A 25,768-nucleotide genomic window follows, 5' to 3' on the forward strand; every position below is an offset into this window, starting at 1 on the left:
GGGCAGGGCCTCACCACCACTTGTACTTGTCGATCCACTTGTCCAGCTTCTCGCCTGGCGTGTTCTGCCGCGGGGCGACGGGACGCGCCTTGCGCGCCGGCGGCGCCGGCGGCGGGAACACGTGCTTCAGCTCCATGAGCTCGCCGGGCTTCAGCTGCACCTCGGTCTTCATGGGCGGCAGCTTGCCGTTGCGGACCTCGATGACGTGCGGCCCCGGCGGCAGCGAGATGCGCACCAGCGGCGGCGCGTTGCCGCGGGCTTCGCCGTCCACGAACACCTCGCCCGCGGGCTTGATGTCCAGGACCAGCAGCGCCGGCCGGTGCTGCTCCTCGTAGTACTCGCGCGCCTGCCGGCCGGCCAGTCCCGCGGTCAGCAGCAGGGCCACGCCGAGCGAGCCGACGATGGTGCGCCGCACGGCACGCCGGCGCGCGGGCAGCGGGTCGAACACGAAGAGCGCGTGCGAGCGCAGGCGTTCGTCGACGAAGTCGCCGGCGGCGCGCAGCATCTCCGCTTCCTGCGGCCAGCGCTGCGCGAGCGCCTCGCGGAAGGATTGCGAGGCGAGCACCGGATGCTCGCCCGCGAAGCCGGCCAGGGCCGCGGCCGTCTCGACCCCGTCGCCCTGCACGCGTGCCTCGCCCAGCGACTCGCCCGTGGCGAGCACGGGCCCGTGATGCAGGCCGATGCCCAGGCCGGGATCCTTGGTGTGCTGCGCCGCAAGACGCGCGGCGCGCAGGGCCAGCGCGGGATCGCCCTCGCCCACCACGGCGAGGCCGTCCGGGGCCTCGAGCACCACGCGCCGGTCCTCCGCCCAGGCGGCGAGGGCCGCACGGAGCGTGGCGGCCAACTGGGTGCGGCGGCGCGACTGGGCGCTCGGAAGCTCGTCCCCCCAGCCGCGCATGCGCAGGAACAGCACGCTTGCCGGGATCGGCAAGGGCGCGGACTCGGTCGTCATCCGCCCAGGCAGCTGTGGAACATGTGCACTATTGTGGCCCGGCATGGCCGGGCTGCCTACAGGCTATTTCCGCAACCCCTGCAGTTTGGCGAATGCGCCCTGCATCGCGGTGCCCATCGAGGGGTTGTTTGTTGCGCGTTGGCCTCGCCCGGCCCCCTCGAAGCGGTTCTCGCGGGGCGCGTCGCGGCGTCCCGTGGGGGTCCCGAGCTTCATCGTGAGGCTGATGCGCTTGCGCACGGGGTCCACTTCCAGGACTTTCACCTTCACGATGTCGCCTGTCTTCACCACTTCCCGGGCATCGTTCACGAACTTGTGGGACAGCTGGCTCACGTGGACCAGGCCGTCCTGGTGCACGCCCAGGTCCACGAAGGCCCCGAACGCGGCCACGTTGCTCACCGTGCCTTCCAGCTCCATCCCGGGCTGCAGGTCGGCGATGTCGTCCACGCCCTCGTTGAAGCGGGCCACCTTGAAGTCCGGCCGCGGGTCGCGGCCCGGCTTCTCCAGTTCCGCCAGGATGTCCTTGACGGTGATGACGCCGAACTTCTCGTTGGCGAACAGCTCCGGCTTGAGCGTCTTGAGCATCTCGGCGCGGCCCATGAGGTCCTGCACCGGCTTCTTCGCCGCTTCCAGGATCTTCTCCACGACGGGATAGGTCTCCGGGTGCACGCCCGTCATGTCCAGCGGGTTGTCCCCGCCGCGGATGCGCAGGAAGCCCGCGCTCTGCTCGAAGGTCTTGGGCCCGAGGCCGCTCACCTGCAGCAGCTGCTGGCGGCTGCGGAAGGCGCCGTTGGACTCGCGCCAGGTCACGACCGCCTTGGCGACCGAGGGCGACAGGCCGGAAACGCGGGACAGCAGCGGCGCGCTGGCCGTGTTCAGGTCGACGCCGACGCGGTTCACGCAGTCCTCGACCACCGCATCCAGCGTGCGGGCGAGTTCGCTCTGGTTCACGTCGTGCTGGTACTGGCCCACGCCGATCGACTTGGGCTCGATCTTCACGAGTTCGGCCAGCGGGTCCTGCAGGCGGCGCGCGATCGACGCGGCGCCGCGCAGGCTCACGTCCACGTCCGGCAGCTCCTGCGAGGCGTATTCGCTCGCGGAGTAGACCGAGGCGCCCGCCTCGCTCACCACCACGCGCTGGATGTCGTCGCCGAGGCCCTTCACCAGCTCCGCGGCCAGCTTGTCGGTCTCGCGGCTCGCCGTGCCGTTGCCGATGGCGATGAGGTTCACGCCGTGCTTCTTGCAAAGCAGCGCCAGGGTGTGCAGCGAGCCCGCCCAGTCACGGCGCGGCTCGTGCGGGTACACCGTGGCGGTGTCGACCAGCTTGCCGGTGGCGTCGACCACGGCCACCTTCACGCCGGTGCGGATGCCGGGGTCCAGGCCCATGACGACGCGCGGGCCGGCCGGCGCGGCCAGCAGCAGGTCGCGCAGGTTCTCGGCGAACACCTTGATCGCCACCTTCTCCGCCTCCTCGCGCAGGCGCGAGAACAGGTCGCGCTCGGTGGAGAGCGACAGCTTCACGCGCCAGGTCCAGGCCACGCACTTGCGCAGCAGGTCGTCGGCGGGGCGCTTCTGGTGGCTCCAGCCCAGGTGCAGCGCGATCTTGCCTTCGGCGATGGAAGGCTGGCCCGGCTCCGGCTCCACCGGCAGGACGAGCTTCACTTCCAGGATGTCGAGCGCGCGGCCGCGGAACACGGCCAGCGCGCGGTGTGACGGGACGCGGCCGATCGGCTCGTCGTAGTCGAAGTAGTCGCGGAACTTGGCGACGTCGGGGTTGTTCTCGTCCTTGCCCGCCGCGAGCTTGGACTTGAGCAGCCCCTCGGTCCACAGCCACTCGCGCAGGCCCTGCACCAGCGCGGCGTCTTCCGCCCAGCGCTCCGACAGGATGTCGCGCACGCCGTCGAGCACGGCAGGCACGGTGGTGAAGTCCTCGCCGCCCTCGCCCTTTTCCTTCTTCACGAAGGGGACGGCCTCGGCGGCCGGGTCGCGCTTCGGGTCGGCCCACAGGAGGTCGGCCAGCGGCTCGATGCCGGCTTCGCGGGCGATCTGGCCCTTGGTGCGGCGCCGCGGCTTGTACGGCAGGTAGAGGTCTTCCAGCTCCTGCTTGGTGGGCGCGGCTTCGATGGCGGCGCGCAGCTCGGGCGTCAGCTTGCCCTGCTCGGCGATGCTCTTGAGCACGGCTTCGCGGCGCTCTTCCAGCTCGCGCAGGTAGGCGAGGCGGGCTTCGAGCTCGCGCAGGTGGTTGTCGTCGAGGCCGCCGGTGGCCTCCTTGCGGTAACGGGCGATGAAGGGGACGGTGGCGCCGGAGTCGAGCAGTTCGACGGCCGCCCGGACCTGGTCTTCGCGGACGCGGAGTTCGGCAGCGATCTGCCGCAGGATTTTTTGCACGGTGTTACTGCTGGGGATCCATACGAGAGCGGGCGAGTTTGCCACACGCGTCGCACAGCCATTTAGGGCGCTGGCTGACAGTTGCGGCGCGTCCACGGCAGAGAATGTTTTGCAACATCCAAGGGAGATTTTCCATGCGCGCTCGCACCACCCTCCTGGTCCTGGCGATCCTGCTGGTCGCGGGCTTTGCCGCCCTGAACTGGTCGGAGATCGTCCGTCCCACCCCCCTGTCCTTCGGCCTGATGGTCACGGACGCCCCCCTCGGCCTCATCCTGCTCGCCCTCCTGGGCCTGACGCTGGTCCTGTTCCTCGCGTCCAGCGCCGCGATGCGCACCGCGTCGCTGATGGAGTACCGCACCCACCAGAAGACGCTGGAAGCGCAGCGCGAACTGGCGGACAAGGCCGAAGCCTCGCGCTTCACCGACCTGCGCCAGCACCTGGACACGCACCTGAAGGAGATGCGCGAGCGCGATGCGATCGCCGCCTCCGAATTCGACAAGGCGATGCTGCAGAGCCGCCGCGAGGTCCAGGCGCAGATGGAGCAGATGAACCGCATGCTCAACGCGCGCCTGAACGAGATGGAGCAGCGCCTGGCCGGCCGCACGCCGGCGATGGCGGCGCCGGTGCGCAACGAGGTGGTGGCTCCCGCGCACGACCCCGCGCTGGCCGCCCGCGAGGCGCAGCTGCGCGAGCAGCGCCTGCGCGAGGAAGAGCGCCTGCGCGACGAACGCATCCGCGAGCAGCGCGACGTCCGCAACGAGGAACGCGCGCAGGCGGTGGACAAGCCGGCCGAGTCGGGCTGGCGCAAGTGGTTCTGACGCGCTAAGGTGGCCCTCCTGGCGGCTGGGTGCAGCCGCCGAAGAGTTGCCATGCGAGCGCACTTCCTCCTCGTCGCCGCCTGCCTCGTGCCGGCGGCGCACGCGTCTTCTTCCTGCCGCGCGCAGTCGCCTGCCCTCCGCACGCCGGTCGTCGAGCTCTACACCTCCGAGGGTTGCAGTTCCTGCCCGCCGGCGGACCGGTGGCTCTCGGCGCTGAAGCAGGAAGCAGCGGCGGGCCGGGTCGTGGTCCAGGGCTTCCACGTGAGCTACTGGGACCGCCTCGGGTGGGTGGACCGCTTTGCCGCGCCCGCGCACAACGCCCGCCAGCGCGAGATCGCCGCGCGCACCCGCTCGCCAAACGTGTACACGCCACAGCTCGTGCGCGACGGCCGCGATGCGCGCGACTACGCTGCGCCGCGGGCGGGCAACGAGCCGGCGGGCGCCGTCATCCGCCTGGAAAGGGCGCAAGTCCAGGCACTCGCCGACGTCACGCCGCGGGTGCCGGGCGCGCGCTGGGCGGCCTATTGGACGGTGACGGAGCACGGCCACGCAAGCAAGGTGCGCGCAGGCGAGAACGCGGGCGAGTTCCTGCAGCACGACTTCGTGGTGCGGCAGTTCGTGCCGGCGGGCACCCACGCGGGGACCCAGCGCCTGGAGTTCCGCCCGATGGCCGCCGAGGAGGGGCATCCGCAGCAGGTGAACCTCGTCGTGTTCGATCCCGCCACCGGGATTCCGCTGCAGGCGCTCAGCCTGCAGTGCTCCGGCTAGTCGAACAGGCCGGGCGCGCCGCCCAGGCGTGCGCCTTCGATTTCCAGCATCCGCAGCTTCGTGAGCGCCCCGCCCTCGGCCGAGAAACCGCCGGAGCGCCCGCCGGCCGCCAGCACGCGATGGCAAGGGACCACCGGCGCGAACGGGTTGTGGCCCAGCGCCTGCCCGACGGCGCGCGAGGCGCCCGGCTCGCCCAGACGGCGCGCCACTTCCCCGTAGGTCAGCACTTCACCGGGCGGAATCGCCCGCGCCACGGCGTACACGCGCTGGTGGAACGGGGGAACGGCTTCCATGTCCAGCGGCAGGTCGGCGAGATCGTCCTGCGCCCCTTCGAGCAGCGCCTGGATGCGCGCGATGGCGTCGCGGACGAACGCCGGCGGCTCGGCCTCGTCCACCTCGCCCGTCGCACGCAGCAGGCGCCGGCGCGTTCCGTCCGCCGTCGTTTCCGGCAACTGCACGGCGGCGAGCGCGTCTTGCGTCCACGCGATTCCGCACGCGCCGATCGCGGTGTCGAAGAGGCAGAAGCCCAGCGCGCGGGCCATGGACGGTCCTACGCCGCGCGCAGCACGTAGCCGATGCGCGGAAAGTGCACGTGCACGGTGCCCGCGCGCGCGTCTTCGCGGCGCAGGCTGTAGTGCGTGCGCGTGGCCGCGATCAGCTCGCCTTCGGTGGACTCCGTGCCGAAGGATTCCGGCGTGATCGTCACGCGGCTGCCCAGCGCGATGCCGTGGTCGTCCTGGAACGCGCTGTCGATCAGGAGGTTGGCGCCGCGCGCGGCAGGCTCGGCGCCTTTCGCGATCGCGATGGCGTCTTCGGGCGTGAGCCTGGTCATGGCGCCATGCCCGATCGCTTCCATGCGATTGGCCCATTCGCCGACCGAGGGCGTCGCGTTGAGGATGTCCGCCAGCACGGGCACCTGGTTGCGCGTGTACCAGATGCCGTGGTACGCGGAGAAGTCCGCGACGCAGGGCTCGACGCCGAAGAGGAAGTCGTGCTCGTCGGCCATGTTGGCGATGCGGCGCAGGTAGGAGCGGTAGGCGGACGTCGCGTCGCCGGGACGCAGGCGGACCATGTTCCCGGACATCGCCTTGCGGTCCTCGGAGAAAGCCTTGGCCGCTTCCGGCGGCGCCTTGGCGAACACGTGCGCGGCGCCCCGCGGCTGCAGGTTGTAGCCCATCGCCGCCCAGAACAGGCTGGAGTCGGCCCATTGCGCGAAGATGCGGCACACGCCCTTCAGGTGCGGCGGGTACAGCGTGGGCTCCGGCCGCACGTGTTCCAGCACGTCGCAGATCAGCGCCGTGTCGCAGTAGATGTCCGCGCCGACCTGCAGCACGGGGGTGCGGCGGTAGCCGCCGGTGAGCGCCACGACGTCGGGCTTGGGCGCGATCGCGGGCACGAGCACCGATTTCCACGGCAGCTTCTTGTGCCCCAGGATCAGGCGGATCTTTTCGGAGAAGGGCGAGCTGGCGTAGTGGTGCAGGATGAGGTCTTGCATGCTCAATGGGGCTGCGCGCGTTGGAGGATGGTGTCGAAGTCGGTGCGGGAGGACAGCGTGCCGAAGGCCTGGCCCCAGTCCCCGGCGATGCGCGAGGCGCAGAAGGCGTCGAAGACCGCGGCCGGCGCCGTCTGGTGCAGCAGCGCGGCCTGCACCGCGAGCGCGACGTCCTGCGCGAGGCGGCGGGCTTCCATTTCGGTGGCCATGGCCTCCACGCGGGTCGGGAGGCTCGCGGCCAGGCGGTCGAGTGCCGGATGCGCCCCCTTCGCCGGCGCGAGCTCCTGCGCCAGCGCGGCGGCCGCATCCGCCTTGCGCAGGGCCCGCAGCAGGTCCAGCGCCATGATGTTGCCGGCGCCTTCCCAGATGGAGTTGAGCGGCATCTCGCGGTAGATGCGCGCCATGATGCCCTCGCCGCCCTCTTCCACGTAGCCATTGCCGCCCAGGCACTCCATCGCCTCCTGCGCGAAGTGGCTGCCCCGCTTGCAGATCCAGAACTTGGCGATCGGCGTGAGCAGGCGCGCCATCGCGGCTTCGTGGGCGTCGCCGCGGCGGTCGAACGCGCGCGCGAGGCGCAGCGCCAGCGCGGTGGCCGCTTCGCTTTCGATCGCGAGGTCCGCGAGGACGTTGCGCATCAAGGGCTGCTCGACGAGGCGCTTGCCGAAGGCCATGCGCTGTTGGGTGTGGTTCATCGCGAGCGAGAGCGCCTGCCGCATGAGGCCGCTGGTGCCTAGCGCGCAGTCCAGGCGCGTCATGGTGCCCATCTCGAGGATCTGCGGCACGCCCCGGCCTTCCTCGCCGACCAGCCACGCGGTGGCTTCGTGGAACTCCACTTCCGAGCTCGCATTGGCCTTGTTGCCCAGCTTGTCCTTGAGGCGCTGGATGAGGATGGCGTTGCGGCTGCCATCGGGCAGCACGCGGGGCAGGAACAGGCAGCTGAGGCCGGAGGCCGTCTGCGCGAGCACCAGGAAAGCGTCGCACATGGGCGCGGAGAAGAACCACTTGTGGCCGGTGACCGCGTAGCGCGGCCCCCAGTCGTCGCTGCCGCGCGGCTCGGCGCGCGTCGTGTTGGCGCGCACGTCCGAACCGCCCTGCTTCTCGGTCATGCCCATGCCCATGGTGACGCCCGACTTCCGCGCGAAGGGCACGAGCCGCGGGTCGTAGCCGCGGCTGGTGAGCTTCGGCGCCCAGTCGCGGAACACGCCGGCGTTGCTGCGCAGCGCGGGCGTGACGGCGTAGGTCATGGAGATCGGGCACAGGATGGAAGGCTCCAGCTCGGTGAAGAGCATGAAGCCGGCGGCGCGCAGCACGTGGGCGCTGGTGCCGCCGGCCCACGGCGTGCCGTGCAGGCCGGCCTGCACCGCGGCGGACATCAGCGCGTGGTAGCTCGGATGGAACTCCACCTCGTCGATGCGGCGGCCGAAGCGGTCGTGCGTGCGCAGCTCCGGGGTGTGGGTGTTGGCGAGCCGCGCGTGGGCCTGCATGTCGCCGCTGCCGGCCAGCGCACCGAGCGCCTGCAGCGGCGCCATGTCCAGGTCCGGTGCATTGAAGCGCAGCGCGTCGCGCAGCGCGCGGTTCGTCTCGAACAGGTTGGTGTCCACCAGCGGCTCGGGCTGGTTGAAGACTTCGTGCGTGAGCTCGGGCATGGCACCTCCGTCAGCGATGGGCGCAGTATCGCTCACGGCTCGCCGCGGAGGCACGGGATCAGGTCAACTTCACCAGCTGCTTGCCGAAGTTCTTTCCCTTCAACATGCCCAGGAACGCTTCGGGCGCCGCCGCCAGGCCCTGCGCCACGGATTCCCGCGGGCGCAGCTTGCCGGTGGCGACCAGCGTTCCCAGCTCCTGCAGCGCCTGCGGCCACACGTCCATGTGCTCGCTCACGATGAAGCCCTGCACCAGCAGCCGGTTCGTAAGGAGCAGCTGGGGATACGCCATGGGGATGGGCTGGCCGTCGTAGCCGGCGATCATCCCGCAGAGGGCGATGCGGCCGAAAGCGTTCATGCGCAGCATGACCGCGTCCATCACCATGCCGCCGACGTTCTCAAAGTAGCCGTCGATGCCGTCCGGGCAGGCTTCCTTCACCGCCCTGGACAGCGACCCGGCGTCCTTGTGCGGGCGGTAGTCGACGCAGGCGTCGAAGCCTAGTTCCTCGGTCACGTAGCGGCACTTGTCGGGACCGCCGGCGATGCCCACGGCGCGGCAGCCGCGCGCCTTGGCCAGCGCGCCGAACGCGCTGCCCACGGCGCCGCTCGCCGCGCTCACCACGAGGGTCTGGCCCGCTTTCGGCTGGAGGATGCCGTTGAGGCCGTACCACGCCGTCACGCCCGGCATGCCGACGGCGCCCAGGTAGTACGAGAGCGGCACGTGCGTCGTGTCCACCTTGCGCAGGGCGCCCGGCTGGTCGGCGGCGACCACGCTGTACTCCTGCCAGCCGCCGAAGCCCACCACCTTGTCGCCCACCGCGTACTTCGGGCTGCGGCTCTCGACGACTTCGCCCACGGTGCCGCCTTGCATCACCTGGCCGAGCGGCTGCGGCGCCGCATAGCTCCTGGCGTCGTTCATGCGCCCGCGCATGTACGGATCGAGGCTGAGGAAATGGTGGCGCACCAGCACCTCGCCGTCCTTCAGCGCAGGCGTGTCGCTTTCCACCAGCTTGAAGTTGCTGGCCGTGGCCTCGCCTTGCGGGCGGTTGTCCAGAAGGATCTGCTTGTTCCGGGGCATCGTGGACTCCTCAGTCGGTGGAGATGGTGTTGGCCGGCGCGCTCGGCGCGGGCCGCTTGACGTACTTGAACGTGCCGGTGGCGTGCGCGCAGGCGTTGCCGGCCTCGTCGTAGATCGTGCCTTCGGTGAAGGCCATGGACTTCGTCCGGTGCATCAGCCGGCCCTTGCCGGTCAGCAGGCCCTTGCAGGGCTGCATGAAGGTGGTCTTCATCTCGATCGTCACGACGCCGATCTCCAGGTCGACGCTGCGCGCGGCCGTCGCCATGGTCACGTCCAGCAGCGTCATGATCGCGCCGCCGTGCGTCACCAGGAAGGAGTTCATGTGCTCGTGCTTCGGCAGGTACTTCAGCTCGGACTGCCCGCCCTCCATGGCAATCAGCTCGAAGCCGAGATGGTGGACGAAGGGGATCTCCACCCCGAACAGCTTGGGTGTCGCCACGTCCTCAGCCTCCGGTGATCATGGAGACGCCGCCGTCCACCGCCAGCCACTGGCCGGTGATGTGCTTGCCGGCGTCCGAGGCGAACAGCAGCGCCGTCCCCTTGAGGTCCTCGTCGTCGCCCAGCCGGCGCAGCGGTGCGTGCGCGGCGAGCTTGTCCTCGCCCAGGCGCTCCAGCGTCCCCTGGGTCATCTTGCTGGGGAAGAAACCGGGGCAGATGGCGTTGACGTTGATGCCGTAGCGGCCCCACTCGCCCGCGAGCGCCTGCGTGAAGGTGATGACCGCGCCCTTGGACGTGTTGTAAGCCAGCGTGGTCATGTCCGCCGGGTTGCCGCCGAGGCCGGCGATCGACGCGATGTTGACGATGCGTCCCGTCTTGCGCGGGATCATGCTGCGCTTGCCGATCTGCTGCGACAGCAGGAAGTAGCCTCGGACGTTCAGGTTCATCACCTTGTCCCAGGCTTCCAGCGGGTGGTCCTCGGCCGGCGCGCCCCAGGCGGCGCCCGCGTTGTTCACGAGGATGTCGACGTCGCCCATGCGCTCCAGGGTCTGGTCGGCCAGCTTGCGGATGTCTTCCTCGCGCGCGCAGTCGGCGGCGATCCAGCGTGCGTCGATGCCGGCTGCCTGCAGGTCGGCCACGGCCTCCTCCAGGTCTTCCGCCTTGCGGGACGTGAGCATGATGCGCGCGCCGGCTTCGCCGAGCGCATGCGCGATCTGCAGCCCGAGGCCGCGCGAGCCGCCGGTGACGAGCGCGGTGCGGCCCTTCAGGTCGAACAGTTGCTGGATGGTGCGGGTCATGGGGAGCGGTGTCTCCGGTTCAGGGTTTCGAGTCCGGCGCCTGCGGCAGGCGCGAACGCACGATGATCAGCACCACGCCGGCGACGGCGGCCAGCGCACCGATCACCGACAGGCTCCAGCCGCCGATCCGCGTCTCGTCGTGCGAGGCGATGCCCAGCACCAGCAGGAACAGGCCGCCGTAGATCAGGGTCCAGGCGAGAGCGTCGATGCGGGCGAGCGTGCGCTGGGAAGCCATCAGAACGCCTCCTCGGGCATGGTGGCGCAGGTGGGATCGCGCGTCTCCACGACGCGCAGCCACGCGGGGATCCTGGGCAGCTCGTAGTGGAAGAAGTAGCGCGCCGCGCGCTGGCGGCCTTCGTCTTCCGGGCGCGCAGGCTGCGCCGGCACGGACAGCAGCACGTCCAGCCAGGTCCACGCGATCACCAGGTGGCCGAAGGCCTGCATGTACGGCACGGCATTGGCCAGCGCATCGGACGGGTTGGCGGTGGCCCAGGCCGCCTTGGTGGCGGCGCCGACCTTCTGCAAGGCCTGGCCCAGCGCATTGGCGTGTTCGGCAAGGTGCGGCTGCTGGATGGCCCGCTCGATCGTCGCGTTGATGCGGCCGGCCAGCAGCAGGAGGCCCTTGCCCCCTTCCATCACCACCTTGCGCCCGAGCAGGTCCGCGGCCTGGATGCCGTGCGTGCCTTCGTGGATCATGTTCAGGCGGTTGTCGCGCCAGTACTGTTCCACCGGGAAGTCGCGCGTGTAGCCGTAGCCGCCGTGGACCTGGATCGCAAGCGAGTTCGCCTCCAGGCAGAACTCGCTGGGCCAGCTCTTGGCGACGGGCGTCAGCACCTCCAGAAGCAGGCGCGCTTCTTCCGCCGACCCGGGCGTGCCGGTGTGCTGTTCGTCGACCAGGCGCGCGCAGTGCAGCAGCAGGGCCAGCGCGCCTTCGCAGTACGACTTCTGCGCGAGCAGCATGCGCTTGATGTCGGCGTGCTCGATGATGCGCACCTGCGGCTGCGAGGCGTCCTTTCCCGCGGGGCCGACGGGGCGGCCTTGCGGGCGGTTCTTCGCGTAGTCGAGGGATGCGTAGTAGCCCGCGAGGCCGAGCGCCGTGGCGGCCAGGCCGATGCCGATGCGCGCCTCGTTCATCATGTGGAACATGCAGCGCAGGCCTTCGCCCGGCTTGCCCACGAGGTAGCCGATCGCGCCGGCGCCGCCGCGCACGGGGTACTTGCCCTCGCCGAAATTCAGCAGCGTGTTGGTCGTGCCGCGCCAGCCCAGCTTGTGGTTCAGGCCCGCGAGCGCGACGTCGTTGCGTTCGCCGGTGAGCTGGCCATCGGTGCCCACCAGCTTCTTGGGCACGATGAACAGCGAGATGCCGCGCGTGCCGGGCACGAGCTTGCCGTCCGGGCCGGGGATCTTGGCCAGCACGAGGTGGACGATGTTCTCCGCCAGCTCGTGTTCGCCGGCGGAGATCCACATCTTGTTGCCCTTGAGGCGGTAGCGCGGGCCGAGGGGGTCGCCCTCGAAGCCGGCGCCATCCGGCGTCGCGCGCGTGGCGATATCCGAGAGCGAGGAGCCGGCCTGCGGCTCCGACAGCGCCATGGTGCCGGAGAACCGGCCGCCGAACTCGTTGCGCGCGAAGACTTCCTTCTGCAGCTCGGTGCCGTGCACCATCAGCAGGTTCGCGTTGCCCTTGGTGAGCAGGCCGCCGCCGATGCTGACCGACGCCGTGGCGAAGAAGGTGCCGGCCGCGGCTTCCACCGTGTAAGGCAGCTGCATGCCGCCTTCCTCGTAGTCCTGCGCCGCGCTCAGCATGCCGGAAGCGACGTAGGCCTCGTGCGCGTCGTGCGTCGCCTTCGGCAGGATCACCTTCTCGCCATCGAACCGCGGCTCCTCGGTGTCCACCAGCCGGTTGAACGGGGCGTACTTCTCGCGCGCAATGCGCTCGCAGGTGTCGAGCACCGCATCGAACGTCTCGCGCGAATGGTCCGCAAACCGCGCGCGCTCGTTCAGCCGATCGGCATGCAACCAGTCGTAGAGGAGGAAATCAATCGTGGGGCGAAGGGAGGACATAAAGACGGGTACCGGACGCAAAAGCCGCGAAAGTACGCAAAAGTCGCAAAGAAAACCTTGAGGGATTTCCTTTTGCGACTTTTGCGGAACCTTTGCGACTTCTGCGTCCGGCTGTTTGGTTATCAGAGAACCTCGAACACCCCCGCAGCGCCCATCCCGCCACCGATGCACATCGTCACCACGACGCGCTTCGCCCCGCGGCGCTTGCCTTCGATGAGGGCGTGGCCGGTCAGGCGCTGGCCGGAGACGCCGTAAGGGTGGCCCACGGCGATGGCGCCGCCGTTGACGTTCAGGCGGTCGGCGGGGATGCCAAGCTTGTCGCGGCAGTACAGCACCTGCACGGCGAAGGCTTCGTTCAGCTCCCACAGGTCGATGTCGTTCACGGTCAGGCCCAGGCGCTTGAGCACCTTCGGCACCGCGAACACCGGGCCGATGCCCATCTCGTCCGGCTCGCAGCCGGCGACCGCGAAGCCGAGGAAGCGGCCCATCGGCTTCAGGTTGTTGCGGCTCGCGTATTCCTCGCTCACCACGACGCAGGCACCCGCGCCATCGGAGAACTGGCTCGCGTTGCCGGCCGTGATCACGCCGCCGGGCAGCGCGGAACGGATGCCCGCGATGCTCTCCTTGGTGGTGCCGGGACGCAGGCCTTCGTCCTGGGAGACGGTCACCTCCTTGGTGATCAGGCCCATCACCGGATCGGCGACGCCGGCCTTCACCGTGATCGGCGCGATCTCGTCCTTGAACTTGCCGGCTTCCTGCGCGGCGACGGCCTTCTGCTGGCTGGCGGCGCCGTATTCGTCCATGCGGTCGCGCGAGATGTCGTAGCGCTTGGCGACCTGTTCGGCGGTCTGCAGCATCGACCAGTAGATCTCCGGCTTCTTCTTGTCCAGGGTCAGGTCGCGCAGCATGTGCTGGTTCATCTCCTGCTGCACGCACGAGATGCTCTCCACGCCGCCGGCGACGTACACCTCGCCCTCGCCCGCGATGATGCGCTGCGAAGCCATGGCGATGGTCTGCAGCCCGGAGGAGCAGAAGCGGTTGACCGTCGCGCCGGACACGGTGACCGGCAGGTCGGCCATCAGCGCGATCTGGCGCGCGATGTTGGCGCCGGTGGCGCCCTCGGGGTTCGCGCAACCCATGAGCACGTCTTCCACGGCGTCGCCGGGCACGCCGGCGCGCTGCAGCGCGTGCTTGACGGCATGGCCGCCCAGCGTGGCGCCGTGCGTCATGTTGAACGCGCCCTTCCAGCTCTTGGTCAGGGGCGTGCGGGCGGTGGAGACGATGACGGCCTTGGTCATGGTGGATTGCCTTTCAGGGTCGGATGCGGATCAGGGCGCCGGCGCGTTCAGGTTGCGCAGGAGCTGGTGGTAGAAGCGGACGAGCTCGCCGAGGTTGGCCACGGAGATGCGCTCGTTGGTGCCGTGCAGCCGGGGCAGGTCGGAAGGCCGCGCGCGCACCGGGGAAAAGCGGTAGATGCTGTCCGCGATGGGGACGAAATGCTGCGAATCGGACCCGGCCACGTACAGTGCCGGCGCGACGATGGTGCCGGGGAAGACCGAACGCAACGTCCGCTCCATCACGCGGTAGGAGGCGGCCTCGGTGGAACTCACCGGGGTGGGCTCCTTGCTGCCGCCGACGGGGTTCACCTCGATGCCCGCCCCGGCCTTGTCGCGCACGTGCTGCAGCACCGAGGAGACGCTGTCGCCCGGCAGGATGCGGAAGTCGATGATCGCCTCGGCCTGCCCGGGGATCACGTTGTGCTTGTTGCCCGCGTTCACGATGGTGAGCGCCGTGGTCGTGCGCAGCATCGCGTTGGTGCTCGGGGCCTTGGCGAGCTGCTTCTCCACCAGCGGGCCGAACAGCCACAGGTTGGCCAGCGCCACGCGCTGGAAACCCTGCATCTCGGGCGCGAGCGTCGCGAACAGGTCGCGCGCCACGCCCTTCAGCCGCGGCGGGAACTGCTGCTCGTCCAGCCGCTGCAGCGCCGCGCCGATCTGCGCGATGGCGGTGGTGCCGGGCGGCGGCGGCATCGAGGCATGGCCCGGCTGCGCCACGGCCTTCAACTGCACGGTGACATAGCCCTTCTCGGCCACGCCGATCAGCGCGGCGGGCGCCGCGACGCCGGCGACCACGCCTTCGGTGAGCACCAGGCCTTCATCGATCACGAAGTCCAGGCGCACGCCGCGCTCCTGCAGCAGCTTCGCGATGGGCGCGGCCCCGCGCAGGCCGGCGACTTCCTCGTCGGCGCCGGACACGATGTAGACGGTCTGGCGCGGCTGGAAGCCCGAGGCCAGCAGCATTTCCACGGCTTCGAGCTGCGCGACGAGGTTGCCCTTGTCGTCCCAGGCACCGCGACCCCACACGTACCCGCCCTTCACCACGCCCGCGAAGGGCGGCTCCTCCCACTGGCCCTCGGTGCCGGCAGCGATGGGGGCCACGTCGTGGTGCGCCATCAGCGCGATCGGCTTCGCCGCCGGGTCGCTGCCCTGCCAGGTGTACAGGAGGCTCAGGCCGCCGACGAACTCGCGCTTCAGCCGCGCGTGCACCAGCGGAAAGCGCTGCTCGAGGGCCGCGTGCAGCTTGCGGAACTCCGCCGTGTTGAGCGCCGGGTCCTGGTCGCTGCTGACCGTCTGGAACCGGATCAGCGTCGCGAGCTTGTCGGCGACGGCGGCGTTGTCGATCGCCAGCGGCGGCGCGGGCGCCACGTCGACCTGGCGCGAACCCTGCCGCCACGTGTTGACGCCCACCGCTGCCACGAGCAGCAGCAGCACGGCGAACACCAGCAGCAGGACACGCTTGGCCATGCGGGCCGCCTCAGCCGTTGAAGCCCTTGCCTTCCTGCGCCAGCTTCAGCAGCAGGGGGGCGGGTTCCCAGAACTTCGCGTCGTCGCGCGGGTTCTGCTGGAACCGCTTCATGGCGTGCACCACGTTGAACAGGCCGACCTGGTCCGCGTACAGCATCGGGCCACCGCGGTGGATCGGGAAGCCGTAGCCCGTGATGTAGACCATGTCCACGTCGCTCGCGCGGGCCGCAATGCCCTCTTCCACGATGCGCGCGCCTTCGTTGACCAGCGCGAACACGAGGCGCTGCACGATCTCCTCGTCGGAGATCTTGCGCGGCTCGATGCCCAGCGACTTGCGGTGTTCGACGATCATGTCCTCCACCAGCTTCGACGGGATCGCGTCGCGCTTGCCCGCTTGGTAGTCGTACCAGCCGGCACCCGTCTTCTGGCCGAAGCGGCCCAGCTCGCACAGCTTGTCGGCAGTGCGCGAGTACAGCATGTTGGGACGCTCCTGCGCGCGGCGCTTGCGGATCGCCCAGCCGATGTCGTTGCCGGCCAGGTCGCCCATGCGGAAGGGGCCCATCGCGAAGCCGAACTTCTCGATGGCCTTGTCCACCTGCTGCGGCGTCGCGCCCTCGTCCAGCAGGAAGCCGGCCTGGCGGCTGTACTGCTCGATCATGCGGTTGCCGATGAAGCCGTCGGTGACGCCGGAGACGACCGCCGTCTTCTTGATCTTCTTGGCCAGCGACATCACGGTCGCGAGCACGTCCTTGGCCGTCTTGTCGCCGCGCACCACTTCCAGCAGCTTCATCACGTTGGCGGGGCTGAAGAAGTGCAGGCCGACGACGTCCTCGGGCCGCTTGGTGAAGGAGGCGATCTTGTTCAGGTCCAGCGTGGAGGTGTTGGATGCGAGGATCGCGCCCTTCTTCATCACCTCGTCGAGCTTTTCGAAGACCTTCTGCTTGACGCCCATCTCCTCGAACACCGCTTCGATCACGAGGTCGGCGTCCTTGATCTCGTCGTAGGAAAGCGAGGTCTTGAGGAGCGACATGCGCTGCTCGTACTTGTCCTGCTTCAGCTTGCCCTTCTTGACCTGGGCCTCGTAGTTCTTGCGGATCGTGGCGATGCCGCGGTCCAGGGCTTCCTGCTTCATCTCGAGGATGGTCACCGGGATGCCGGCGTTCAGGAAGTTCATGGAGATGCCGCCGCCCATGGTGCCGGCGCCGATCACGGCCACGGACTTGATGTCGCGCTGCTTCGTGTCTTCCGGCACGTCGGCGATCTTGGACGCGGCACGCTCCGCCATGAACAGGTGGCGCAACGCGCGCGATTCGGGCGTGAACATCAGCGCGGTGAAGATCTCGCGCTCGTAGGTCATGCCCTCGTCGAACTTCTTCTTCGTCGAGGCTTCCACCGCGTCCACGCACTTGGCCGGCGCGGGGAAGTTCTTGGCCATGCCCTTGACCATGTTGCGGGCGAACTGGAAGTACGCGTCGCCCATCGGGTGCTTCGAAGGCAGGTTGCGCACCAGCGGCAGCGGACGGGTGTCGGCGACCGAGCGGGCGAAGGCGATCGCCTCCTCCATCAGCGACTCCGGCGAGCCCGCCATCTTGTCGAACAGCTTCTGGCCGGGCAGCTGGGCGAGCATCTCGCTCTTGACCGGCTCGCCGCTCACGATCATGTTCAGGGCCGGCTCGACGCCCAGCACGCGCGGGAGGCGCATGGTGCCGCCGGCGCCGGGGATGAGGCCCAGCTTCACTTCGGGCAGCGCGATGTTGGCGCCGGGCGCCGCGATGCGGTAGTGGCAGCCCAGGGACAGCTCCAGTCCGCCGCCCATGGCGACGGAGTGGATCGCCGCCACGATGGGCTTGGACGAGTTCTCGCAGGTCAGGATCACGGACAGCAGGTTCGGGTCCTGCGTGGCCTTCATCGAGCCGAATTCCTTGATGTCGGCGCCGCCCGAGAACGCCTTGCCGGCGCCCGTGAGCACGATGGCCTTCACGGCCGGGTCCGCGTTCGCCTGGTCGATGCCCTGCGTGATGGCGACCCGGGTGGCGTAACCCAGCCCGTTGACGGGCGGGTTGTTCATCGTGATCACGGCGACGTCGCCGTGCACCTTGTATTCAGCCGTCATGCGGAAATCTCCAGTGGGTGGTGTCGGGGGAGAAAAGAACGGTCGTTCGCTTTTGGCGATTCTAGAGGGGGAAGAGCCTTCCACCCGCGCCTCATGTCACAGGTGGGACAAAACTGGGCAGAGGTCTATCACAAGCGAGCGCGCAACTCCAGCGCGGCGGTAAGCGGTGGGGTTCGCTGCGCTCACCTTCCGGCGCTGCCGCGCCGCCACCCTACGACGGGCAGCGTGCCGCTGGTAGGGTGGCGCGGCGAAGCCGCGGAAGGTGAGCGCAGCGAACCCCACCGATGGACCTCAGACCTCCAGCCACTCCTTGCGGATGTACGCATCCGCCCACAGCGTGTCCGGCGTGCCGTGGAACACGATGCTGCCGTGCCCCATCACCAGCGCCCGGTCCGAGATCGCCATGGCGATGGTGAGCTTCTGCTCGATCAGCAGCACCGAGACGCCGCGCGACTTGAGCTTCTTCAGGTACTCGCCCACGAGTTCCACGATCTTGGGCGCGAGGCCCTCGGTGGGCTCGTCGATGATGATCAGGTCCGGGTCGCCCATGAGCGTGCGGCACAGGGTCAGCATCTGCTGTTCGCCGCCGGAGAGCACGCCCGCTTCGGTGTGCTGCCGCTCCTTCAGCCGCGGGAACATGCCGTACATGTCGTCGAAGCCCCAGCGGCCCTTCTGCTTCGCGCTCTTCTGGCCGAGCATCAGGTTCTGGTGCACGGTGAGCTTGGGGAAGATGTCCCGGTTCTCCGGCACGTAGCCCAGGCCGAGGTGCGCGATCTCGTAGGGCTTGCGGCCCTGGATTTCCTGGCCCTTCCAGTGCACGCTGCCGGTGCTCTCCACCATGCCCATGATGGCCTTGGCGGTCGTGGAGCGGCCGGAGCCGTTGCGTCCGAGCAGCGCCACGATCTCGCCAGCGCGGACGTCGAACTCCACGCCGTGCAGGACGTGGCTCTTGCCGTAGAAGGCGTGCAGGTTGGCGACTTGCAGCATCAGTGGCCTCCTTCCTGCTGCGCGGCGACGACCGAGCCGAGATAGGCTTCCTGCACCTTCTGGTTGGCGCGGACCCGCTCGGGCGTGTCGAAGGCGATGATCTCGCCGTACACCACCACCGCGATCTTGTCGGCGAGGCCGAACACCACGCCCATGTCGTGCTCGACCGTCAGCAGGGTCTTGCCCACGGTCACTTCCTTGATCAGGTCGATGAAGCGCCGGGTCTCCTCGCGGCTCATGCCCGCCGTGGGCTCGTCCAGCAGGATCACGCTGGCGCCGCCGGCGATCGTGATGCCGACTTCCAGCGCGCGCTGCTCCGCGTAGGTGAGGTTGCCGGCCAGCACGTCGCGCTTCTTGTGCAGGCGGATGCGCTCCATGAGCTGCTCGGCGCGCTCGTTCGCGTCGTGCAGGTCGGCCAGGAAGCGCAGGAAGGTGTACTTGTAGCCCAGGCTCCACAGCACGCCGCAGCGCAGGTTCTCGAACACCGACAGCTTGGGGAAGATGTTGGTGATCTGGAAGCTGCGCGACAGGCCGAGCCGGTTGATCTCGAAGGGCTTCTTGCCGTCGATGCGCTGTCCGTGCAGCAGCACCTGCCCGCTCGTGGGCGCGAAGCGGCCGCTGACCAGGTTGAACAGCGTCGACTTGCCGGCGCCGTTCGGGCCGATGACCGCCACCCGTTCGCCGGCGGCGACCTGCAGGTTGCAGCCGCGGATGATCTCCGTGCGGCCGAAGCTCTTGCGCACGTCCTTCAGTTCCAGCGCGGGCGTGGTGCCGGTCACAGCGTCTCCCTCCGCTTGATTTCCTTCTCGATGAATTCCTGGATGTCGCCCCACTGCCGCAGGAACTGGCGGCGCGAAGCCTCGAACAGGCCCAGGCCCGTCAGCAGCACGAAGCCGGCGCCGAACCAGCTGTTCACGCCATGGGCGTCCAGCGGGATGCCCAGGAAATGCAGCTTCGGCCCGAGGGCGGAATTGAGCTTCAGGTGGTAGACCATCTCGATCATGGCGCCAGCGCCCACGAGCGCGACGAGCGCGGTGACGGCCAGCGCCAGGTAACTCACCCAGACCTCCTTCAGCCGCCCGAAGGACGCGACGCGCAGGTTCATCATGATCAGGCTCGCGATGCCGCCGGGGGCGTACATCACCATGAACAGGAACACGAGCCCGAGGTACAGCAGCCAGGCCTTGGTGAATTCGGACAGCAGCACGAACGCGAGCACCATGAGCACGCCGCCGATGATCGGGCCGAAGAAGAAGGTGGCGCCGCCGAGGAACGTGAACAGCAGGTAGGCGCCCGAGCGCGGAGCGCTCACCACTTCCGAAGTGACGATCTCGAAGTTCAGCGCCGCCAGCCCGCCGGAGATGCCGGCGAAGAAGGCGGAGAGGATGAACACGATGTAGCGCACCTTCTGGGTGTCGTAGCCGATGAACTCCACCCGCTCCGGGTTGTCGCGCACGGCGTTGATGATGCGGCCGAGCGGCGTGCGCGTGAAGGCGAACATCGCGGCGGTGCAGACGAACGTGTAGACCGCGATGAGGTAGTAGAGCTGGACCTGCGGGCCGAAGGTGATGCCCAGCGGCTTCGGGCCCGTGACCCGGTTGCCGGAGATGCCGCCCTCGCCGCCGAAGAACTCCGGGAACATGAGGGCCGAGGCCCACACGAGCTCGCCGATGCCCAGCGTGATCATCGCGAAAGGCGTGGCCGCCTTCTTCGTCGTGACGTACCCGAAGGCCACCGCGAACAGCGCGGACGCGGCGCCGCCCACCAGCGGGATGAGGCTGACGGGCACCGCCCAGGCCCCCTTGGAGACGAGGTTCAGCGTATGGATCGCGAGGAAGGCGCCCATGCCGGAATACACCGCATGGCCGAAACTGAGCATGCCGCCCTGGCCGAGCAGCATGTTGTACGAGAGGCAGACGATGATCGCGATCCCCATCTGGCTCAGCATCGTGTGCGCCAGGCTGGTGGTGAAGACGAGGGGCGCCACGAGCAGCAGCAGCGCGAAGGCGCCCCACACCACCCAGCGCCCGACGTTGTAGGGCCGGAACTCGTAGAAGTCCCTGCGCGAGCCGCCTCGCGCGGGCACGCGCGACGGCACGGCGGCCGGCAGGTCCATGGGCACGCCCGCGCGGCGGTTCTCGCGTTCGGCTTCCGAGCCGGGCTCGATGTTCGACAGGGTGCTCACGTCAGCCCTCCCGCGTGCCCAGAAGACCCTTGGGCCGGAAGATCAGGATCAGCACCAGGAACACGTAGGGCAGGATCGGCGCGATCTGGCTGATCTTCAGCTTCCACAGCGTGTAGCCCGGGCTCTCCGGCGTGACGGCCATCCCGAGGGACTGGAAGGCGCCCATGAGAGAGGCGTCCACGCCGACGGCGAAGGTCTGGATGACGCCGATCAGCAGCGAAGCGACGAAGGCGCCAGCGAGCGAGCCCATGCCGCCCACCACCACGACCACGAAGATCACCGATCCCACCGTGGCGGCCATGCCGGGCTCCGTGACGAAGGCATTCCCCCCGATCACGCCCGCCAGCGCCGCCAGCGCGCAGCCGCCGCCGAAGACCAGCATGAACACGCGCGGCACGTTGTGGCCCAGCGCCTCCACCGTCTCGGGATGCGTCAGCGCGGCCTGGATCACCAGCCCGATGCGCGTGCGCGTGAGCAGCAGCCAGATGGCCACCAGCATCAGCAGCGCCACCAGCATCATGAAGGCGCGATACATCGGGAACTGCGTGCCGTAGATCGTGAAGAGCGGGCCATCGAGCACGTCCGGCACGCGGTAGTCCACCGAGCTCGTGCCCCACACGAGCTGCACCATCTCCAGGATGATGAAGGACAGCCCGAAGGTGATCAGCAGCTCGGGCACGTGCCCGAACTTGTGCACCCGGCGCAGCGCGTACTTCTCGAACAAGGCGCCGATGAGCGCCACCAGCAGCGGCGCGATCACCAGGGCGGGGAAGAAGCCCACCAGCTGCGCCACCGTGTACGCGAAATAGGCGCCGAGCATGTAGAAGCTCGCGTGCGCGAAGTTGAGGACGCCCATCATGCTGAAGATCAGCGTGAGCCCGGAGCTGAGCATGAACAGCAGCAGCCCGTAGCTGATGCCGTTCAGCAGCGAGATGGTGAAGAACTCCATTCGCGTCGTTTCTGTTCTCTTGGTGAGCCTGCCGCATTCTGCCGGAGCGGCACGCAAAAAAAAGCCGGGGACGCTGACGGCCCCGGCTGCTCGCGTCGCGCGGCCTCAGCCCGCCGGCCGCTTCATCTGGCAGCTGGTGGGCGTGCTGGAGACGTACGGATCCATCTGCTTGATCGGAACGAAGGTGTAGCCCGTGTTCTCCACGCTGTACTCGCCCTTCTTCGCCTTCTGCCACTTCGTGATGAACATCGACTGCTGCAGCTGGTGGTCGGCCGCGCGCATGGTCACGTCGCCGGCGAAGCTCTTGACCGTGAGCCCTTCCATGGCGCGCGCCACGGCTACCGGGTTGGTGCTCTTCGCCCTGGCCATCGCGGCCCCCAGCAGGTTGATGCCGTTGTAGGTGGCATAGGTGTAGTAGTCGTCGTTGAACTTCTTGTGGAACTCGGCGCCCATCTGGCCCAGCTCGCCGGTGTGGTTGGCGTGCCCGTACGCCACCACGTACACCTCGCTGTCGCCGCCGCCCGCGAGCGCGGTGGGAGTGCCGGTCACGCCGGCGTAGTAGGTGTACATCGGGATCTTCAGGCCCGCGTCGTTCATCGCCTTCACCAGCAGCGTGAGGTCCTGGCCCCAGTTGCCGGTGAGCACGCTGTCGGCGCCCGACTGCTTGATCTTCGCGACGTACGGCGCGAAGTCCTTGACCTGGCCGATCGGGTGCAGGTCCTCGCCGACGATCTGCACGTCGGGGCGCTTGCGCTTGATGGCGTCCTTGAAGTACTTCGCGACCTGCTGGCCGTGCGAGTAGTTCTGGCCGATCACGTAGACCTTCTTGACGCTCGGCTGGTCCTTCATGAACGAGGTCAGCGCCTCCATCTTCATGGAGGTGTCGGCGTCCAGGCGGAAATGCCAGTAGTCGCACTTCTCGTTGGTCATCGCGGGGTCGACGGCCGCGTAGTTCAGGTAGACCACCTCCTTGCCCGGATTCCGCTCGTTGTACTTGGAGACGGCGTCCAGCAGCGCGAGCCCCGCGCCCGAGCCGTTGCCCTGCGTGATGTAGCGGAAGCCCTGGTCGATGGCCGCCTTGAGCGTGTTGAGGCTCTCCTGCGGGGATCCCTTGTTGTCGAAGCCGACCACCTCGAACTTCACGCCGGCGGGGTTGCGGCCCGACAGCTTCTCGGCGGCGAACTGCCAGCTTTTCAGCTGGTTCTGGCCGACGTTGGCGAACGGGCCCGACAGCGGGTCCATGAACGCGATGCGGACCGTCTCGCCCTTCTGCGCGAAGGCGCCGCCGGCGGCTGCCAGCACCGCACCCGCGACGACGATCTTGAGCGTGAACTTCATTGCCTGTCTCCTGTGGTGTGCAACGACAGCGCGCAGGGTACAAGTAATGGTGCAGCGCAGCGCTCAGGGATTGCCCCTAAGCTGCCGCACATGTGACACGGGAACTCAAGCCGAGGGCAGCTTGTAGTCCTTGAGTTGCTCCCGCAGCCGGGTCTTCAGCATCTTCCCGGTCGCCCCGAGGGGAATGGCCTCGACGAACACCACGTCGTCGGGCACCTGCCACTTGGCGATCTTGCCTTCGTAGAACTTGAGCAGCTCCTCGCGGCTGACGTCCATGCCCGGCTTCTTCACCACCGCGACGATGGGGCGCTCGTCCCACTTCGGGTGCCGCATGCCCACGCAGGCCGCCATCTGCACCGCCGGGTGCGCCATGGCGATGTTCTCGATGTCGATCGAGCTGATCCACTCGCCGCCGGACTTGATCACGTCCTTGCTGCGGTCGGTGATCTGCATGTAGCCGTCGGCGTCGATGGTGGCCACGTCGCCCGTGGGGAACCACCCGTTCACCAGCGGGTCGCCGCCCTCGCCCTTGAAGTACTCGCGCACGATCCAGGGCCCCTTCACGTGCAGGTCGCCGTAGGTCTTGCCGTCCCAGGGCAGCTCCTGGCCGTCGTCGCCCACGATCTTCATGTCGACGCCGAAGATGGCGCGGCCCTGCTTCAGGCGGATCTTCATCTGCTCGGCGGGGGGCAGCGCCAGGTGCTTGTTCTTCAGCGTGCACAGGGTGCCGAGCGGGCTCATCTCCGTCATGCCCCAGGCATGCAGCACGTCCACGCCGTGCTCCTCGCGGAAGGCGTCGATCATGGCCGGCGGGCAGGCCGAGCCGCCGATCACCGTCCGCTTCAGCGCGGTGAAGCGCAGGCCGTTCTGCTTCATGTGCCCCAGGAGCATCTGCCACACGGTGGGCACGCCCGCCGCGAAGGTGACCTGCTCCTGCTCCACCAGGTCGTACACGGACTTGCCGTCGAGCGCACCACCGGGGAACACCAGCTTGCAGCCGGTGAGCGCCGCGGAATACGGGATGCCCCACGCGTTGACGTGGAACATCGGCACCACGGGCAGCACGGAATCGCGCGCGGACAGGGACATGACGTCCGGCAGCGCGGCGGCATAGGCGTGCAGGATGGTGGAGCGGTGGCTGTAGAGCGCGGCCTTCGGGTTGCCGGTGGTGCCGCTCGTGTAGCACATGCTCGAAGCGGAGTTCTCGTCGAAGGACGGCCACGCGTACGTGGTCGGCTGTCCGCCGATCCAGGACTCGTAGCTCACGAGGTTGGGCACGCCGCTGTCCCTGGGCAGCCTGTCCTCGTCGCACAGCGCCACGTACTGGCGGATGCCGGGGCACCTGGCGTGCACCGCCTGCACCAGCGGCAGGAAGGTCATGTCGAAGCACAGGACCTGGTCTTCGGCGTGGTTGGCGATCCAGGCGATCTGCTCGGGGTGCAGGCGCGGGTTGATCGTGTGCAGCACGCGGCCGGAGCCGCTGACGCCGAAGTACAGCTCGAGGTGGCGGTAGCCGTTCCAGGCGAGCGTGGCCACGCGGTCGGAGAACAGCAGCTGCATCCCGTCCAGCGCGTTGGCCACCTGGCGCGCGCGGCGGGCCACGTCGCTCCAGCGGTAGCGGTGGATGTCGCCCTCGACGCGCCGCGAGACGATCTCGCCGTCGCCATGGTGGCGGTCGGCGTGCTCGATCAGCGAAGAAATCAGCAGCGGTTGGTTCTGCATCAGGCCCAGCATCGTTGTTCTCCTCGGAAATGCTGGGGGCGATGCTAAACCCGGACGGGCGCGATTCAGCTCGGGGCCGACCCGAGAGGCTGGAAGTACAGCGTCACCATGGTGCCTTCGCCCAGGGTGGAATGCACCTCGATCCCGCCGCCGATGGCCTGCATCACGCGCTGGCAGAACATCAGGCCCATGCCGCTGCCGCCCGAGGCGCCGCGGGTGGTCACCGGCTCCTTCGTCAGCTTGGCGAGCACTTCCGGCGGGATGCCGGGGCCGTTGTCCCGCACCCGGATCCAGGCGCGCCGGCCGGCCGCCTGCTCGGTGCTGGAATCCACCTCGAGCCAGAGGCGTGCGTCGGGGCGGCCGCGCAGCGCGATCAGGGCGTTCTTGGCCAGCGTGCACAGCACGAGGTACAGCAGGTCGCGGCGGCCCGGCAGCCGGAAATCGTGGCGCACGTCCAGCGTCACGCAGCCGCGCTCGTTCTCCTCGAAGGGGAACTCGTCCAGCAGGGCCTCGACGAGGCTGCTCGCCGTGATGGACTGCGGCACCGCGTCGGGATAGGCATCGCGCGCGGACTGCACGAAGGTGGACACGAGCGACTGGCAATAGAGCGCCCGGCGCTCGGCGCGCTCCAGCGCCGTCACCAGCTCGCCCGGATACTCCTCGGTGAACTGCGCGACGCCCGCCGGGGCGCCCTCGGCCGGCGGCACGTAGCGCGCGGCGACCGATCCCACGTAGCCGCGCACGGTGGCCAGGGGCGTGTTCAGCTCGTGCGCGAGGAAGCCGAGCGCCTCGCGCAGGGCCGCCACGCGGCCCTCGTTCACCATCCGCTCCAGCGCCTGCGCGCGGTACACGGACAGGGCCTCGCGCAGCGCCTCGCGGGTGGATTCGCCGTCGAGCGGCTTCTCCAGGATGCGCAGCACCTTGCCCTGGTTCACCGCGGCGATGGCCACGTCCTTCTCGGCGTACGCGGTCGCCAGCAGCCGGATCACGTGCCGGAAGTCGCGCTGCACCGCGCGCAGCAGCTTCATGCCGTCCCGCTGCGGCATGCGGTAGTCGGTGACCAGCACGCCGAACTCGCCGCTGCGGTCGCCGAGGATCTGCAGCGCCTCGTCGGCGCTGCCGGCGGTCACGACGGTGAATTCATCCCCGAACTCCAGGGCGAACCACTTCCGGGAGGTGGGTTCGTCGTCGACGAAGAGGATGGAAGGGTTTTCGCCGGAAAGCTCGAACTGCATGGT

General features: G+C 68.9%; 22 protein-coding genes. 2 read left to right on the plus strand and 20 right to left on the minus strand.

Features of this window, described 5'->3' with window-relative positions; all coding sequences use genetic code 11:
• Nucleotides 1-10 precede the first annotated feature (10 nt).
• The gene (locus H8N03_RS25125) at nt 11-952 is read right to left on the minus strand and encodes a nucleotidyl cyclase domain-containing protein (protein WP_187078991.1); all 942 of its coding nucleotides are present in this window, start codon (nt 950-952) and stop codon (nt 11-13) included.
• A gap of 63 nt (nt 953-1,015) precedes the next feature.
• Nucleotides 1,016-3,337, minus strand: a complete 2,322-nt coding sequence (locus H8N03_RS25130) for a Tex family protein (RefSeq protein ID WP_187078992.1) — start codon at nt 3,335-3,337, stop codon at nt 1,016-1,018.
• 134 nt (nt 3,338-3,471) lie between these two features.
• Here H8N03_RS25130 and H8N03_RS25135 point away from each other — a divergent pair, with 134 nt between their 5' ends.
• A complete protein-coding gene (locus tag H8N03_RS25135) occupies nt 3,472-4,155 on the plus strand; it encodes a hypothetical protein (RefSeq protein ID WP_187078993.1) in 684 nt (227 codons plus the stop codon).
• Between the two features lie 51 nt (nt 4,156-4,206).
• On the plus strand, nt 4,207-4,923 hold the full coding sequence (locus tag H8N03_RS25140; protein ID WP_187078994.1) for a DUF1223 domain-containing protein: 717 nt from the start codon (nt 4,207-4,209) through the stop codon (nt 4,921-4,923).
• Here H8N03_RS25140 and H8N03_RS25145 read toward each other — a convergent pair.
• The 18 genes from H8N03_RS25145 to H8N03_RS25230 all read right to left on the minus strand — a co-directional run bounded on the left by H8N03_RS25145 (nt 4,920) and on the right by H8N03_RS25230 (nt 25,765).
• Nucleotides 4,920-5,465 (minus strand): methylated-DNA--[protein]-cysteine S-methyltransferase, encoded by a 546-nt coding sequence (locus H8N03_RS25145; protein WP_187078995.1) that lies wholly within the window; start codon nt 5,463-5,465, stop codon nt 4,920-4,922. The genes H8N03_RS25140 and H8N03_RS25145 overlap by 4 nt on opposite strands.
• A gap of 8 nt (nt 5,466-5,473) precedes the next feature.
• Nucleotides 5,474-6,418 carry a glutathione S-transferase family protein gene (locus H8N03_RS25150; RefSeq protein ID WP_187078996.1) on the minus strand — a complete coding sequence of 315 codons (945 nt, stop codon included), beginning with the start codon at nt 6,416-6,418 and terminating at the stop codon, nt 5,474-5,476.
• 2 nt (nt 6,419-6,420) lie between these two features.
• Nucleotides 6,421-8,061: an isovaleryl-CoA dehydrogenase gene (locus tag H8N03_RS25155; RefSeq protein ID WP_187078997.1), complete on the minus strand. Its 1,641-nt coding sequence runs from the start codon at nt 8,059-8,061 to the stop codon at nt 6,421-6,423.
• Nucleotides 8,062-8,119: 58 nt separating this feature from the next.
• Complete coding sequence (locus H8N03_RS25160) at nt 8,120-9,136, minus strand: NADP-dependent oxidoreductase (protein WP_187078998.1); 1,017 nt, start codon at nt 9,134-9,136, stop codon at nt 8,120-8,122.
• Nucleotides 9,137-9,146: 10 nt separating this feature from the next.
• A complete protein-coding gene (locus H8N03_RS25165) occupies nt 9,147-9,575 on the minus strand; it encodes a PaaI family thioesterase (RefSeq protein WP_187078999.1) in 429 nt (142 codons plus the stop codon).
• A gap of 4 nt (nt 9,576-9,579) precedes the next feature.
• The gene (locus H8N03_RS25170; RefSeq protein WP_187079000.1) at nt 9,580-10,371 is read right to left on the minus strand and encodes an SDR family oxidoreductase; all 792 of its coding nucleotides are present in this window, start codon (nt 10,369-10,371) and stop codon (nt 9,580-9,582) included.
• Between the two features lie 19 nt (nt 10,372-10,390).
• The gene (locus tag H8N03_RS25175; RefSeq protein ID WP_187079001.1) at nt 10,391-10,606 is read right to left on the minus strand and encodes a hypothetical protein; all 216 of its coding nucleotides are present in this window, start codon (nt 10,604-10,606) and stop codon (nt 10,391-10,393) included.
• Nucleotides 10,606-12,432, minus strand: coding sequence for an acyl-CoA dehydrogenase (locus H8N03_RS25180; RefSeq protein WP_187079002.1), 1,827 nt, complete (start codon nt 12,430-12,432; stop codon nt 10,606-10,608). The genes H8N03_RS25175 and H8N03_RS25180 overlap by 1 nt, the downstream gene beginning before the upstream one ends.
• A 122-nt stretch (nt 12,433-12,554) precedes the next feature.
• Nucleotides 12,555-13,730 carry an acetyl-CoA C-acyltransferase gene (locus H8N03_RS25185; protein WP_187079003.1) on the minus strand — a complete coding sequence of 392 codons (1,176 nt, stop codon included), beginning with the start codon at nt 13,728-13,730 and terminating at the stop codon, nt 12,555-12,557.
• Between the two features lie 30 nt (nt 13,731-13,760).
• Nucleotides 13,761-15,236, minus strand: coding sequence for a M20 family peptidase (locus tag H8N03_RS25190; RefSeq protein WP_187079004.1), 1,476 nt, complete (start codon nt 15,234-15,236; stop codon nt 13,761-13,763).
• 10 nt (nt 15,237-15,246) lie between these two features.
• Nucleotides 15,247-17,349, minus strand: coding sequence for a 3-hydroxyacyl-CoA dehydrogenase NAD-binding domain-containing protein (locus H8N03_RS25195; RefSeq protein ID WP_187079005.1), 2,103 nt, complete (start codon nt 17,347-17,349; stop codon nt 15,247-15,249).
• A 291-nt stretch (nt 17,350-17,640) separates the two neighbouring features.
• Nucleotides 17,641-18,336, minus strand: coding sequence for an ABC transporter ATP-binding protein (locus tag H8N03_RS25200; protein ID WP_187079006.1), 696 nt, complete (start codon nt 18,334-18,336; stop codon nt 17,641-17,643).
• Complete coding sequence (locus H8N03_RS25205; RefSeq protein ID WP_187079007.1) at nt 18,336-19,115, minus strand: ABC transporter ATP-binding protein; 780 nt, start codon at nt 19,113-19,115, stop codon at nt 18,336-18,338. The genes H8N03_RS25200 and H8N03_RS25205 overlap by 1 nt, the downstream gene beginning before the upstream one ends.
• Entirely contained in the window at nt 19,112-20,452 is a 1,341-nt protein-coding gene (locus tag H8N03_RS25210) for a branched-chain amino acid ABC transporter permease (protein WP_187079030.1), read from the minus strand. Before H8N03_RS25210 ends, H8N03_RS25205 begins: the two co-directional genes overlap by 4 nt.
• A gap of 70 nt (nt 20,453-20,522) precedes the next feature.
• Entirely contained in the window at nt 20,523-21,470 is a 948-nt protein-coding gene (locus H8N03_RS25215) for a branched-chain amino acid ABC transporter permease (RefSeq protein WP_187079008.1), read from the minus strand.
• 105 nt (nt 21,471-21,575) lie between these two features.
• Complete coding sequence (locus tag H8N03_RS25220) at nt 21,576-22,808, minus strand: branched-chain amino acid ABC transporter substrate-binding protein (RefSeq protein WP_187079009.1); 1,233 nt, start codon at nt 22,806-22,808, stop codon at nt 21,576-21,578.
• 105 nt (nt 22,809-22,913) lie between these two features.
• The gene (locus H8N03_RS25225) at nt 22,914-24,542 is read right to left on the minus strand and encodes a 3-(methylthio)propionyl-CoA ligase (protein ID WP_187079010.1); all 1,629 of its coding nucleotides are present in this window, start codon (nt 24,540-24,542) and stop codon (nt 22,914-22,916) included.
• 53 nt (nt 24,543-24,595) lie between these two features.
• Nucleotides 24,596-25,765 carry a hybrid sensor histidine kinase/response regulator gene (locus tag H8N03_RS25230; RefSeq protein ID WP_187079011.1) on the minus strand — a complete coding sequence of 390 codons (1,170 nt, stop codon included), beginning with the start codon at nt 25,763-25,765 and terminating at the stop codon, nt 24,596-24,598.
• Nucleotides 25,766-25,768: the final 3 nt, after the last annotated feature.

The organism is Ramlibacter cellulosilyticus (genome assembly GCF_014297465.1).
Taxonomy (GTDB): Bacteria; Pseudomonadota; Gammaproteobacteria; order Burkholderiales; family Burkholderiaceae_C; genus Ramlibacter; species Ramlibacter cellulosilyticus.